Annotated in this window: 12 protein-coding genes; 9 read left to right on the forward strand and 3 right to left on the reverse strand. The window is 63.3% G+C overall.

Annotated features, from left to right (window positions below; genetic code table 11):
* Positions 1–589: 589 nt before the first annotated feature.
* Positions 590–1465: a MurR/RpiR family transcriptional regulator gene (locus tag AC0L3N_RS22660; RefSeq protein ID WP_473549595.1), complete on the forward strand. Its 876-nt coding sequence runs from the start codon at positions 590–592 to the stop codon at positions 1463–1465.
* Positions 1466–1538: 73 nt separating this feature from the next.
* On the opposite strand, the gene AC0L3N_RS22665 is transcribed toward AC0L3N_RS22660, so the two are convergent.
* The 3 genes from AC0L3N_RS22665 to iolD form a co-directional block, all read right to left on the reverse strand.
* Positions 1539–2354, reverse strand: a complete 816-nt coding sequence (locus tag AC0L3N_RS22665; protein WP_473549596.1) for an SDR family oxidoreductase — start codon at positions 2352–2354, stop codon at positions 1539–1541.
* Positions 2355–2357: 3 nt separating this feature from the next.
* Positions 2358–3257, reverse strand: a complete 900-nt coding sequence (gene iolE / locus AC0L3N_RS22670) for a myo-inosose-2 dehydratase (RefSeq protein ID WP_473549597.1) — start codon at positions 3255–3257, stop codon at positions 2358–2360.
* 144 nt (positions 3258–3401) lie between these two features.
* On the reverse strand, positions 3402–5249 hold the full coding sequence (gene iolD, locus AC0L3N_RS22675; protein ID WP_473549598.1) for a 3D-(3,5/4)-trihydroxycyclohexane-1,2-dione acylhydrolase (decyclizing): 1848 nt from the start codon (positions 5247–5249) through the stop codon (positions 3402–3404).
* A gap of 107 nt (positions 5250–5356) precedes the next feature.
* Between iolD and iolG the strand changes: the two genes are divergently transcribed.
* From iolG to AC0L3N_RS22715, 8 genes are all read left to right on the forward strand, one after another.
* Complete coding sequence (gene iolG, locus AC0L3N_RS22680; RefSeq protein ID WP_473549599.1) at positions 5357–6364, forward strand: inositol 2-dehydrogenase; 1008 nt, start codon at positions 5357–5359, stop codon at positions 6362–6364.
* Between the two features lie 3 nt (positions 6365–6367).
* Positions 6368–7804, forward strand: a complete 1437-nt coding sequence (locus AC0L3N_RS22685; RefSeq protein ID WP_473549600.1) for an NAD-dependent succinate-semialdehyde dehydrogenase — start codon at positions 6368–6370, stop codon at positions 7802–7804.
* Between the two features lie 10 nt (positions 7805–7814).
* Positions 7815–8630 carry an HpcH/HpaI aldolase family protein gene (locus AC0L3N_RS22690; RefSeq protein ID WP_473549601.1) on the forward strand — a complete coding sequence of 272 codons (816 nt, stop codon included), beginning with the start codon at positions 7815–7817 and terminating at the stop codon, positions 8628–8630.
* Positions 8630–9595 (forward strand): hydroxyacid dehydrogenase, encoded by a 966-nt coding sequence (locus AC0L3N_RS22695; RefSeq protein ID WP_473549602.1) that lies wholly within the window; start codon positions 8630–8632, stop codon positions 9593–9595. The genes AC0L3N_RS22690 and AC0L3N_RS22695 overlap by 1 nt, the downstream gene beginning before the upstream one ends.
* Positions 9585–10709 (forward strand): Gfo/Idh/MocA family protein, encoded by a 1125-nt coding sequence (locus tag AC0L3N_RS22700; RefSeq protein WP_473549603.1) that lies wholly within the window; start codon positions 9585–9587, stop codon positions 10707–10709. The genes AC0L3N_RS22695 and AC0L3N_RS22700 overlap by 11 nt, the downstream gene beginning before the upstream one ends.
* Positions 10710–10848: 139 nt before the next feature.
* The gene (locus AC0L3N_RS22705; protein WP_473549604.1) at positions 10849–11589 is read left to right on the forward strand and encodes an ATP-binding cassette domain-containing protein; all 741 of its coding nucleotides are present in this window, start codon (positions 10849–10851) and stop codon (positions 11587–11589) included.
* The gene (locus AC0L3N_RS22710) at positions 11579–12682 is read left to right on the forward strand and encodes an ABC transporter permease (protein WP_473549605.1); all 1104 of its coding nucleotides are present in this window, start codon (positions 11579–11581) and stop codon (positions 12680–12682) included. Before AC0L3N_RS22705 ends, AC0L3N_RS22710 begins: the two co-directional genes overlap by 11 nt.
* Before the next feature lie 58 nt (positions 12683–12740).
* Positions 12741–13745 carry a substrate-binding domain-containing protein gene (locus AC0L3N_RS22715; RefSeq protein WP_473549607.1) on the forward strand — a complete coding sequence of 335 codons (1005 nt, stop codon included), beginning with the start codon at positions 12741–12743 and terminating at the stop codon, positions 13743–13745.
* The last annotated feature ends 121 nt before the right edge of the window (positions 13746–13866 follow it).

The following is a 13866-nucleotide window of genomic DNA, read 5'->3' on the forward strand; positions in this document are numbered from 1 at the left end:
GAGGCACCGCCAGACGAAAGAGGCGGCAAACAGATATGTTCAACCTACCGCCACCGCGCCACATCTCGACTCTACGCGACCACGACCTCCAGCATAGTCACCCGCGATGTCTGCCTCCGGGCGGAGGAAAGCCTCTATCGCCGATATGAGGCGCGTTGCTGCCCGGCAGCACGGGGCCGATTGCCGACCGGCAGTTTCTGGCGTCCAAAAAAGCGATAGCGGACATTCGATCCGGTTAGGTCCGAGGTACCTGACTGACCCCATTGCGGACAGTGGGGGCTCGCTGCTCCCTGATGGTTTCCGGAGCCGCGGTTAGCGGTTCCTGCCGAGCTTATCAGCCGATCCCGGCAGATCAGCCACGACTGGACGTCGTGTTGAGCAAAGTCTCGAGCTTCACGCCTCTCCTTCGCGCGCAGCCCTCTTGGTGCGCAATCTTCGGCGCCCCGATCCATTTTCCAACGCGAAGCTGAACTGCGCAGTCCGACCGGAAGTCCAAACTTGTGGAGCCGATAACAGAGTTGACAACTCTCTGCTGGTCAAAAGCCTTCAAAGACGCCAATATGCAATAAAAATTGCAAGGATGTGCATCGTGGAACAGAAGGTCGAGGCACCCAAGGACTATGAGGATCTCATCCGCGTGATTCACGACCGGTATGACGGGATGAGCAAGTCGTACCAGAAGATTGCGTTATACCTCACCCAAAATCCGAATGATGTCGCGGTGCGATCGGTGAACTCGATCGGCGAAACCAGCGGCGTTCACGCGTCCAGCTTCGTCCGCTTTGCCCAAGCACTGGGGTACGAGGGGTTCAAGGACCTGCAGGGGCTCTTCCAGAAACGATTGTCCACCGCGGCTCCCGGCTTCGAAGCCCGCGTCAAGGCCTTGGAGAAGGAACTGGGGGAGCGGACGGATCGCAGCGAGATGGGATTGATGCACGACCTGGTTGTTCGTGACATCGCGTCCCTGAAAGAGATGCTCACCGATATTCAACCCGAGGATCTGGCAGAAGCCGTTAGCCTGCTCGAGAAGGCCGACGTCGTCTATCTGATGGGACAACTCCGCTCGGCGCCGGTCGTCGACCTCCTTCGCTATATACTGACCATGCTGGGTAAGCGCTGTGTGCTCCTGGATCCGGGCGGCGGACTGGCCACGCATATGGCCCGCGCGATGCGGAAGACCGACCTGCTGTTTGCGGTGTCGTTCCGCTTCTATGCGAATGAGGTCGTCAATGTTGTGGAGGAAGCCGCGGGGAGAGGCATACCCATCGTGGCGATCTCGGACAGCACGCTGTCTCCATTGGCCAAGAGCGCGCGTGTTCTCTTCGCCGTACAGGAGCACGAATACACGTTCTCGCGCTCGCTGGCGGCTCCTATGTGTCTTGCGCAGGCTTTGACCGTGGCCTTGGCGGCCAGGCTTCAGAACAACGCGGTCAATCCCCGCATTCCAACGGTTACCGAGCGGTAGGGACTGCAAACCCGCGAAAGCTGGCGCAGCACGGCGATCCGCCGGCCGTCGATTCTCAATCAGTGTCGGAAGGTTAGAACGCCATCGCCTTTTCAGGCACGGCCATGGGGCCGGATGCGGCACCAAGGACTGTCTGGTCGTAATCCACCACCGAACCTGTCATGAGCCCGGCATCGTCCGAAACGAGGAAGTTTACCGCCCGCGCGACCTCGCGGGGGTCGATCAGGCGCCCGAAGGGCAGGTTTGCAACGGCTTTCGCTTCCCAATTGGCGTCGCCTGTTTCACTTGCCTGCAGCTCCCGCTCGTGATCGGACGCCATCCAGCCGACATCCAGCTGGTTAATCCGGATGCGGTTCTTCATGACGGAAAAGGCAGTGTTTCGGGTTAGAGTCGCCAGCGCCGCCTTGGTAGCACAATAGACATTGATGAAGGGCTGGCCGGCATGCTCCGAGATCGAGCCGATGTTGCAGATGGCGCCTTCGATGCCGTCGCGGATCATGCGGCGGATGGCCTCCTGCATCAGGAAGTAGGGTCCGCGCACATTGACGGCGAACAGGGCGTCGAAGAGTTCGGGCGAGGTATCGAGGATGGTGCCACGATCCGTGCGGGCACCGGCGTTCACCAGCACATGTATCTTGCCGTAAACGCGCTCGGCCTCCGCCATCACGTGTCGGCAATCCTCGACTTTGCCGAGATCAGCCTCGACAAAATGGACAGGCACGCCGGTTTCTCGCGTGATCGCCTCGGCCACGGCACGGCCCTTCGTCCCATTGCGGCCGAGCGTCACGACACCCAGAGCGCCGGCTTCGGCAAGCCGGCGCGCGATGGCCGCTCCCAACCCCTGCGTCGAACCCGTGACAACGCAGACCTTTCCATCCATGCGATTCATGCTTCAGCTCTCCACAGTGTAGCCAGCCGCGGCCATCACGCGCAGCAATTCCTTGTGCCCTGTCTTCGCCATTTCGAGCGGCGGACTTTTGATGGGATCCTGCTCGGCTTCAACAACGAACCAGCCTTCGTAGCCGTGGCTTGCCAAGCGCTTGACGATCGCCTCGAAGTCGAGCGAGCCGTCACCGGGCACGGTGAAGGCTCCCTTGACCACCGCGTCGAGAAAACTTTCCCGGGTGCGGTCGAGCCCGTCCACGACCGCCTGGCGGATGTCCTTGGTGTGGACGTGCGAAATGCGGGCGTGGTGCTTGTCGATCACCCGCAACACGTCGCCGCCAGCAAAGGCCATGTGGCCGGCATCGTAGAGTAGGGGCAGACCTTCGCCGGAATGTTTCATCAGCAGATCGACGTCCCGTTCGCTTTCGATCGGCGCGGCCATGTGGTGGTGGTAGGAAATCGGCATGCCCTGATCCGCGCACCATTCGCCGAAAGTGGTGAGCTTGCGGCCGTAGGCCTCGATCTGATCCTCGTCGAGACGCGGGCGCATGGCCAGCGGCGTTCCGCGGTCGCCCTGGATGGTGCGACCCGTCTCGCCATAGACGATGCATGGGGCGTTGGTCGCTTTGAACAGCTCCATCTGCGCGGCGATGCGGTCCTTCTCTTCATCAATGTCGCCGACCAGCAAGCAACCGGAGAACCAGCCGCCGCAGACGCTCATGCCATGCTGCCTCAGGATGGGCTCAAGCACCGCCGCGTCCATCGGGAAGCGGCGGCCAGTCTCCATGCCGGTGAAGCCGGCCTCGCGGGCCTGCCGCAGGCACTCCTCCAGCGAAACGTCGTCGCTCAATTCGGGGAGATCATCGTTCCACCAGGCGATCGGCGCGATGCCAAGCTTGGCTCTCATTTTCTTCTCCAATCATGATTTTCCGGCCGGCGTCGGCTGCTTGCGCCACGAAAAAGCTGCCGGAACAATGCTCAGGGAGTGTCGCATCGTTCCGGCAGAGGACGCCCCGAGGGGCGCCCGAAAACTCAGACACCTACCGAAAACTCAGACACCTATGCGCTGCCGTTTGCGGCCTTCGGTTTGCGCGGAATGGGCCTCGCGGACCTGTTCGCGGTCGCTGACTTGCGGTACGCCGACGTCCCACCACGCATCACCGGGCGTCCAGGTGAATGCGTCGGAAACGATGGTGATGACAGTGGTGCGGTCGGTGGTCTTCGCCCATTCGATCGCCTGGCTGAGATCGGCAAGGCTTTCGACACGCCGCGTCAGCGCCCTCATGGCTTCCGCGTGCTTGGCGAAGTCGACCGAGAAGGGCTCCTTGACCCGGCAGTCCTTGATCAGGTTGTTGAAGGAGGCGCCGCCCTTGGCGTTCTGCAGCCGGTTGATCACCGCATAGCCGCCATTGTCGCAGACGACGAGGATCATCTTGTGGCCGGCGAGCACCGAGGAATAGATGTCGGAGTTCATCATCATGTAGGTGCCGTCGCCGATCATGACGATTGGCGTGCGGGTGGGGTCGGCCATGGCCGCCCCCCAGCCGGCAGAGATTTCATAACCCATGCACGAGAAACCAAACTCGCAGTCGAAGGTGTTCGGCTCCTTCACCCGCCAATTCTTCATAACCTCGCCGGGCAGTCCGCCGGCCGCGGTGATCAGCAGGTCGCGTTCGCCCGCCTTGGCGTTCACCACGCCCACGACCTGAGCGTATGTCGGCACGGGATCATTGGTCGGCTTCTGGAACCCGTCGAGCATCGAGTTCCACTTTGCGAACTCGACCTTGCCCTTGTCGGTCCAGGTGCGGTCGGCTTGCCAGTCGCCGAGGGCGGCTTCGAGTTCGCCCACCGTCTCCAGCGCATCGCCGACGACAGCGAGCGCCCGGTGCTTGGTGGCATCCCAGCGTGCGGCGTTGACCGAGATGAATTTCGCTTCGGCGGAGAAGGCGCTCCAGGATCCGGTTGTGAAGTCCATGAGCCGCGTGCCGACGGCGATGATCACGTCGGCTTCCGCCGCCACCGCGTTGGCCGAGGTTGAGCCGACGATGCCGATCGGTCCGACATGCGCGGGGTGGTCGTGCGTGACCGCGCCCTTGCCGGCAATCGTCTCGGCCAGCGGGATCCCATGTCTTTCGGCGAAATCGCCAAGCAACTTCTCTGCCCCGGAATAACGCACGCCGCCACCGGAAATGATCAGCGGCCGTTTCGCGCCTCTGAGGATGCGCACAGCTTCGGCGAGTCGATTCCGGTCGGGACGGGGGCGTGGCACCTCATGCACCGTCGGCTCGAAGAAGGCTTGCGGGTAGTCCCAGGCGATTTCTTGCACATCCTGCGGCAGCGCGATGAAGGCCGGCCCGCAATCCGCCGGATCAAGCAGCACCGCCACCGCCTGCGGCAGCGACGAGATGATTTGCTCGGGATGGACGATGCGGTCCCAGTAGCGCGTGACCGCCTTGAAGGCGTCATTGACGTTGATGGTCGGGTCGCCGAAGTGCTCGACCTGCTGCATGACCGGATCGGGCCGGCGATTGACAAAGGTGTCGCCGGAGAGCAGCAGCACCGGCAGCCGGTTCGAATGGGCGACACCCGCCGCCGTCACCATGTTCAATGCCCCCGGACCGATCGATGTGGCCGCCACCATGACCTGGCGCCGGCGCTTTGCCTTCGCAAAGCCGATCGCGGCGAGCGCCATTGACTGCTCGTTCTGGCCGCGCCAGGTTGGCAGCACGTCCTTCACCGCCTCGAGCGCTTCGGAAAGGCAGGTCACGTTGCCGTGCCCGAAGATGGCGAAGACGCCCGGAAAAAGCGGAACTTTCTCGCCGTCGACGACCGTGAACTGGTTGCACAGATAGCGCACGAGCGCCTGCGCCATGGTCAGACGGACGGTGGCCGTGGTCATCTTTGTCTCCTCCCTAACGACGGTCTTTCCAACTCTATACGGAATGCCCATTGACAAATCAACTTGTTTGCAACGATCATTGCGAAAATTCAAATCGGGAGGATTTCTTGCTCAGGATTGCTGTGCTCGGCTGTGGTCGGATCGGCAGGATGCATGCGGCAAACATCGCCGCTCATCCTCGTGCGGAACTGGCCACCGTCTATGACATCGACGAATCGTCCGCGGACACTGTCGCGGCGCGGCACGGCGTTCGCGCTTCGGGGTCGGCCGACGAGGTATTTGCCGCGGCGGATGTAGATGCGGTCCTTGTCGCGACGGTGACTGACACGCATGCCGATTACATTGAAAAGGCGGTGGCCGCCGGCAAACCCGTGCTCTGCGAGAAGCCGATCGATCTCAGCCTGGAGCGGGTAAACCGCTGCGCTGACGTCGTTCTGTCCAGGGGCGTGCCGGTCCAGATCGGTTTCAACCGGCGTTTCGATCCCGGTCATCGCGCGGCGTGGATCGCCGTACAATCCGGCGATATCGGCGATCTGCACCAGGTCATCATCACCTCGCGTGATCCCGGCATGCCGCCCCGTTCCTACTACGAGGTCGCGGGCGGGCTTTTTCGCGACATGACGATCCACGATTTCGACCTCGCCCGCTTCATGCTGGGAGAGGAGCCGGAGGAGGTGTTCGCCATCGGTGGCCGGCTGATCGACCCGGCGATGATGGAGGAACTGAACGACTACGACAGCGTCATGGTCGTCATGCGCACCGCCAGCGGCAAGCAGTGCCATATCAACAATTCCCGCACCTCCACCTACGGGTACGACCAGCGCGTCGAACTGCTGGGCAGCACCGGCATGGTGATCAGCGGCAACAGGAAGCCTCACGAACTGCGCCGCTACTCGGTCGCGCGAACCGAAGCCGCAGCGCCTTATCTCGACTTCTTCATCGAGCGATACCGCGAAGCGTTCGATGCCGAGATCGACGCCTTCGTCACCTGTGTCGAGAAGGGCGAGCCGCCGGAAGTCGGCTTCGAGGACGGGCGCCGCGCCCTGATCGTCGCCGAAGCGGCGATGAAATCGGCTGTCGAAGGCCGCTCCGTGAAGGTCAGCGAGATCGGATAAGCCATGTACGCGAACTACGGACTGTTCATCGACGGCAAGTGGCGCAAGGCATCTGACGGCGGGACGGTGCCTGTGATGAGCCCGGTGACGGAAAAGCCGCTGGGCGAGGTTCCCGTTGCCACGCGCGCCGACACGGAAGAAGCGCTTAACAGCGCCGCCCGTGGGTTTTCCGCCTGGAAATCCAAGGGTGGTTTTGAGCGCGCGTCCGCCCTGCATGCCATCGCGGACGAGATGATCCGCCGCAAGGACGAGGCCGCACGGATGATCTCCAGCGAGACCGGCAAGCCTATTGCCCAGTCCGAGCGCGAATGGGGGCTCGCGGTCGACCAGTTCCGCTGGTATGCCGAGGAGGCCCGCCGGATCTACGGACGTGTCATCGAATCGCGCGTGCCCGGCGGTCGTTTCGAGGTTCTGCACGAGCCGGTCGGGATCGCAGCCGCCTTCACCGCCTGGAACTTTCCGGCAGCACTGGTTGCCCGCAAGGTGGCGCCGGCACTGGCGGCCGGTTGCTCGACCATCGTCCGGCCGTCAAGTCAGACGCCGGGGACGGCGATGCTGATGGTCGACTGCATCCGCGCCGGCAATCTTCCAGCCGGCGCCGTCAGCCTGGTCGTTGGACCCACGAGCACGACCTATGCGCCGATCATGGCTTCGCCGACCGTGCGCAAGGTATCCCTCACCGGCTCGACGCGTGTCGGCCAGCAGATGATCCGCGATGCCGCCGACACAGTGAAGAAGGTGTCCATGGAACTTGGCGGCAACGCGCCGCTGATCGTCTTCGACGATGCCGATCTCGATGCCGTGCTTAGCGTTTCCGTGCCAACCAAATACGCCAATGCTGGGCAGGTCTGCGTCACCCCGGACCGTTTCTTCGTCCACGAAACGCTGCACGACGCTTTCGTGGAGGGCTTCGTTCAACGAGCCCAGGCGTTGAAACTGGGCGACGGGCTCGACCCCTCCGTGCAGATGGGGCCGCTGATCAATGCCGGCCGGCTGTCCGAGGTCGAGAGCATCGTGTCGGACGCAGTGAAGGCAGGCGCTAAGCTGGTCGCGGGCGGGCATCGCGCCACAGCGTTCAATGCCGGCCATTTTCACGAACCCACGGTGCTGACTGATGTCGACGACGACATGCGAGTCTTTGCCGAGGAGAATTTCGGCCCGATCGCGGCGATCACCCGGTTTTCTTCGGACGATGAGGTTCTGGAGCGCGCGAACGCGTCACCGATGGGGCTTTCAGCCTACGCCTTCACGTCAAGCCCGAAACGGGCGCGCCGCGCCGTTGCCGAACTGAAGGCAGGCATGGTCGGCATCAACAGCTTCGCTCTCGCCGCATCGGAAGCCCCGTTCGGCGGCACGAATTATTCCGGAATGGGTCGCGAAGGCGGCAGCGAGGGGATCGGCGACTATCTCGACACCAAGCTTGCGCAGATCGTGCTCTAAGGAGGCCGCCTTGCTCAAGAACAAGCTCATGCAAATCTGGGCCGACGGCAGGCCGACCATCAATGGCTGGCTCTCCATCGGCAACCCATTCACCGCCGAAATCATGGCCGCGCAGGGTTATGACAGCGTCAGCATCGACGTCCAGCACGGCGCGCTCGACTATTCGATGCTGCTGCCGATGTTCCAGGCGATGCGCGCTTCGGGCGTCGTGCCGATGGCGCGCGTGCCGTGGCTGGAGCCGGGCATCATCATGAAGGTGCTGGACGCCGGCGCCTACGGCGTCATCTGCCCGATGGTCAACACGCCCCAACAGGCGGCCGAGTTCGTCAGCTACCTGCGCTATCCGCCCGCCGGCCAGCGCAGCTTCGGCCCGACCCGTGCCAACTTTTCGGCGGGCGCCAACTACGCCGCCGAGGCCAATGACGAGATCCTGGCCTTCGCCATGGTCGAGACTGCGGACGCGATGCACAATCTGGAGGGGATCGCCGCCACGCCTGGCCTCGACGGCATCTATGTCGGCCCCGCCGACCTCACCTTCAGCCTGCACCAGGGGCGCCTCGCACCAGCCTTCGACCGCGAGGAGCCGGAGATGATCGAGGCGCTGCAAACGATTGTCGCGGCCTGCAAAAGACATGGCAAGCGCGCCGCGCTCCATTGCGGCGCGGCCGACTACGCAGCACGCGCCATCGAATGGGGTTTCGACATGACGACGGTCTCGGGCGACTCCCGCCTGCTCGCTGCGGCGGCTCAGGCGAGCGTTGCCCGCTTTCGCGAATTGACGGGTGCGAAAGCCGTCCCGGCCGCAGCCGGCAAGGGAGGCTATTGATGCCCCACGTGCTGGTAGCCGGAAAGCTTCATCCGAGCGGCATCGAACTTCTCAATGCGTCGCCCGGCGTCACCTACGACTATGTCGAAGATGTCTCCGAGCCAAGCTACGCACCTCTGATCGGCAAGGCCGATGGTCTCGTCATCCGCACCCAGCCCTTGTCGGCTCCGACCGTCGCACGCGCCGAGAGGCTGAAGATCGTCTCGCGCCATGGCGTCGGCTACGACGCAGTGGATCTGCCCTCCCTCAATCGGCGCGGGATCGCGCTGGCGATCGTCGGCGACGTGAATTCGGTGTCGGTGGCCGAGCACGCCATGATGCTGTTGCTGGCGGCAACCAAGCGGCTCATCCGCGCCGATCGTTCGGTCCGCGACAACGAATGGGGTTGGCGCAACCGGCTGGAGCCAAGCGAACTTGCGGGCAAGCGACTGCTGATCCTCGGGTTCGGCCGGATCGGCCGCCACCTGGCGCGAATAGCGGCGGCATTCGGCATGGACGTGCGCGCATACGATCCATTCCTTGAGAGGCAAGGCTGGCCGAAGGGGCCGGTCGCGCCAGTGAGCGACTTGCAAGCGGCACTCGCCTGGGCCGATGCGATCTCCGTCAACGTACCCAAGGCCGAGCACCCGGTGATCGGCCCCGTGGAACTCTCGGCGATAAAGCCGACTGCCGTTCTCATCAACACGGCGCGGGGCGGCGTGGTCGACGAGGCGGCGCTGATTGCGGCGCTGCAGGAGGGGCGCATCGCGGCAGCCGGTATCGACGTCTTCGACGATGAACCGCCTGCCGCGGATCATCCGCTCTTCGGCTTCGACCAAGTGATTCTGACGCCTCACATTGCCGGGCTCACCGCCGAGTGCGGTGCGCGCATGGCAATCTCGTCGGTGCAGAACGTGCTCGATTTTTTCGCCGGGCGGATAGACTCGGCGCTGGTGGTAAACGGAGCCGAGTTGAATGGCCGGTGAAAAACCTCAACTCAGAATCGGCCTCATCGGCACGGGCTTCATGGGCAAGACCCATGTGTTCGGCCTCGCCGCCGCGCAGCGTGTCTTTGATCTGCCCTACGAGCTGGTTCTTCACACCGTCGCAGACAGGACCGAAGAGCTCGCGGCGCATGCGGCACGGACATTGGGTTTCGCGCGGGCGAGCGGGGACTGGAGACGCCTGGTCGAGGACCCGGAGATCGACGTGATCGACATCACGGCGCCGAACGCCTTCCACAAGGAGATGGCGCTCGCCGCCATTGCGGCCGGCAAGCACGTCTATTGCGAGAAACCGCTGGCGCCGCTTGCGGCGGATGCCCGGCAGATGGCCGAGGCGGCGGAAGCGGCCAGCGTCAGGACGCAGGTCGGGTTCAACTATCTGTGCAATCCGCTGTTTGCGCTGGCGCGGGAGATGATCCGCGAGGGCGAGCTGGGGGAGATCCGCAGCTATCGCGGCATTCATGCCGAGGACTACATGGCGGATGCGGAAGGCCCGTTTACCTTCAGGCACGATCCTGTCGGCGGTGGCGCATTGGCTGATCTGGGCAGCCATGCGCTGGCCACGGCCGAATTCCTGCTCGGTCCGGTTGAACGGGTTTTGGGCGATGCAGTCACCGTCACAGCGAGCCGTCCTGATGGCAGGGGCGGGCGCTTGACCGTCGAGGTCGATGACATCGGTCGCGCGTTTCTGCGCTTTGCCAACGGCGCGTCGGGCAGCATCGAAGCGAGCTGGGTCGCCACCGGCCGCAAGATGCAGCACGACTTCGAGGTCTACGGCACCAAGGGCGCGCTCGTCTTCAGCCAGGAGCGCTTCAACGAGCTGCATTTCTACAGCACCGCCGACCCTGCCGGCCGGCGTGGCTTTCGGCGCATCGAGGCCGGGCCGGATCACGATCCCTATGGACTCTTCTGTGTCGCGCCTGGCCACCAGCTCGGCTTCAACGATCTGAAGGCGATCGAGGTGGCGCGGTTCGTCGATGCGATCGCCGGGAAGCGAGCCGAGCCTTTCGGCTTCCGGGCCGGCCTGCGCATCCAGGAACTCGTGGAGGCAATTCAGGGATCGGCTCGGGAGAGCAAGTGGCTGCGAACAGGCTGACGCGAGGCAGAAATTGGTCGCCGCCCTTCGATGTGCCTGAAATAAACATTGCATGTTCGTAAGTTTTGCAATATGAGTTGCAGTTGGAGTGAGGTACGTCGGCTAAGTGCTCAAGCCGATGGAGGACAGGGAGGAGAATGTGTCTGTGCTAGACGTGCGAAGCGTCTCGAAAAGCTTCGGTGCTATCCGCGCCTTGTCGGATGTTAGCTTCACGGTTGCTGCCGGCGAGGTTGTTGGCCTGATGGGCGACAATGGCGCCGGGAAATCGACCATGGTGAAGCTGATTGCGGGGAACTTCCCACCCTCCGACGGCGAGATCGCGGTGGAAGGCAAGGTCTGCCATTTCCACAAGCCGATCGAGGCACGGGGCGAGGGGATCGAGGTCGTCTACCAGGACCTGGCCTTGGCCGACAATCTGACGGCCGCCCAAAATGTCTTTCTCGGCCGCGAGATGAAGAAGGGGTTTTGGCCGGTCCGTGTGCTCGACAAGCAGGCGATGATCGACCGTTCGGCAAAACTGTTCGCGGAGCTGAAGTCGGAGACGCGGCCGCGCGATCTGGTCAAAAAAATGTCAGGCGGCCAGCGGCAGGCGGTCGCCATTGCCCGAACCCGGCTCTCCAACGCCAAGCTGGTGCTGATGGATGAGCCGACCGCGGCGATTTCGGTCCGCCAGGTAGCCGAGGTGCTGGAGCTGATCCGGCGGCTCAAATCGCAGAGTGTGTCGGTAATGCTGATCAGCCACCGCATGCCGGACGTGTTCGCGGTCTGCGACCGCATCATCGTGCTGAGACGCGGCTCGAAAGTGGCCGACAAGGCGACGGAGAAGACATCGCCGGAGGAGATCACCGGCCTGATTACGGGAGCGATCCGTGACGCATAGCCAGACCGACTCGCTAAAGGAAGGCCATGCGGCGATCGGCGATGTGGTCGGCATAAGAGAGCAGACCGTTTTCCAGAAGATGATCGCCAGTCAGGCCTTCTGGGTCGCGATCGCGCTCTTCGTGTTGGTGGTCTTCATGACGTGGCTGGAGCCGAGTTTCGGGACCGCCGCCAACCTCACCAACATCACCCGCAATTTTGCACCTATCGCCATCATGGCGCTGGGCATGACGGTGGTGCTGATCACCGGCGGCATCGACCTGTCGGTCGGCTCGGTGATGGGGCTGGTCGCCATCGTCGCCGGCCTGCTGCTCACCTGGCACCAGCCTTGGTACGTGGCGTTTGGCGCGGGTCTGCTCGCGGGCATCGCCTGTGGAGCCTTTAACGGTTTTTTCGTCGCCTATATCGGCATGCCGTCCTTCGTGGTGACGCTAGGCATGCTGTCGATCGCGCGCTCGGCGGCGGTCGTGCTGTCCGGCAACCAGATGCTCTACCAGTTCGGACCCGATGCGCCGATCGTCAAGGCAATCGGCCAGGCCAAATGGCCGCGGCACACGCCGGACGGCTGGGTGCCGCATTGGATCCCGGAACTGTCGTCGCATTTCTGGGTTATGGTGATCCTTGCGCTCATCGTCGGCTTCGTCTTCATCTTCACCGCCTGGGCCCGCCACCTCTTCGCGATCGGCGGCAATGAACATGCCGCGCGCCTGACCGGCGTGCCGGTCGACCGGGTCAAATTCCAGGCGTACGTCTTCTCGTCCTTCTGTGCTGCTGTCGCCTCGCTTCTGCTGCTCGGCTACAGCGGCTCGGCCATCAACGCGATGGGAACCGGATACGAGCTGCGCGTAATTGCCGGCACCGTCATCGGCGGCGCAAACCTGATGGGCGGCTACGGCACCGCGTTCGGCGCGGTGATCGGCTCGGCATTCCTCGAAGTCATCCGCAACGCACTGCTGATGGCCGGAATCGATTCCAATTGGCAGGGCGCTTTCGTCGGCGCCTTCATCATTCTCGCCGTGCTTCTGGGCATGCAGACCAGCGGAAAGTCCCTGATGGCGACGCTGGAGGGTATGTTTACCTGGAAGCGCAAATAGAATCCGGCGGCCGCAAGCCGTCGGGGATAGTGGACGTCAAAACAAAGTGGAGGAACAGGTGAAAAAATACATTCTGACGGCGGCCGTGGCTTTTTCCGCGCTGATGGCGGGGCAGGCCTACGCCCAGGAGAAATACACTTTCGCGCTGGTGCCGAAGAACATGAACAATCCTTTCTTCGACCAGGCGCGCGACGGTTGCAAGAAGGCGGAAGCGGAAGCTAACGGCGCCTTCGAATGCATGTATATCGGCCCCGGCGAGCATGGCGGCGGCGAGGAGCAGGTGCAGATCGTGCAGGACCTGGTGGCCAAGAACGTCGACGGCATCGCCGTCGCCCCGTCGAACGCCGCGGCAATGGCTGTCGCGCTTCAGGCCGCCAAGGATGCGGGCATTCCCGTGCTTACCTGGGACTCGGACGTGTTACCGGAAAACAAGGACCTGCGCGTCGCCTATGTCGGCACGCACAATTACGAAATCGGCGTCAACCTCGCCAAGATCGTGCAGACCATCAAGCCGAATGGCGGCACCATCTGCATCCAGTCGGGCGGAGCTGCGGCGGCCAACCACAACGAGCGCATGAAGGGCATCCGCGATACGCTAGCCGGCAAGGAGTCGGCCGCCTCGCCGGGCGATGCCCTGACGGGCCAGAACGGCTGGACGGAAGCACCGGGCTGCCCGCTCTATACCAACGACGACTTCCCCCTGTCGGTTCAGCAATTCCAGGACTTCATGGCGAAGACGCCAAACCTTGACGCCTTTGTCCCGACAGGCGGCTTTCCGCAATTCATACCGGATGCCAATCGCGCTGCGGTCGAGCCGTACAAGGACAAGATCGCCAAGAAGGAGCTGGCGCTGGTCGTCGCCGACACGCTGCCGGTGCAGATGGACCAGATGAAGGAAGGTCTGTCGCTCGGCCAGGTCGGACAGCGGCCGTTCGAGATGGGCTACAAGACCATGCTGGCGCTGAAGGACATGAAGGACGGCAAGCCGGCGCCGGCCGACCCGACCTACACCGGCCTCGACGTCTGCACCCCCGAAACCGCCGACACCTGCATCGCAAAGTAGGCGAGGCGCGCAACTCTGCGGCGGGCGAGGGGAGACTCTCGCCCGCCTTTGCCCCTGAGAGGCGACAACAACCCGTCTTGCGACTGGCTCAAATCGACTACTGCCGTCAGGCCTCAGAGAG

It is taken from the genome of Mesorhizobium sp. WSM4807 (assembly GCF_055811615.1).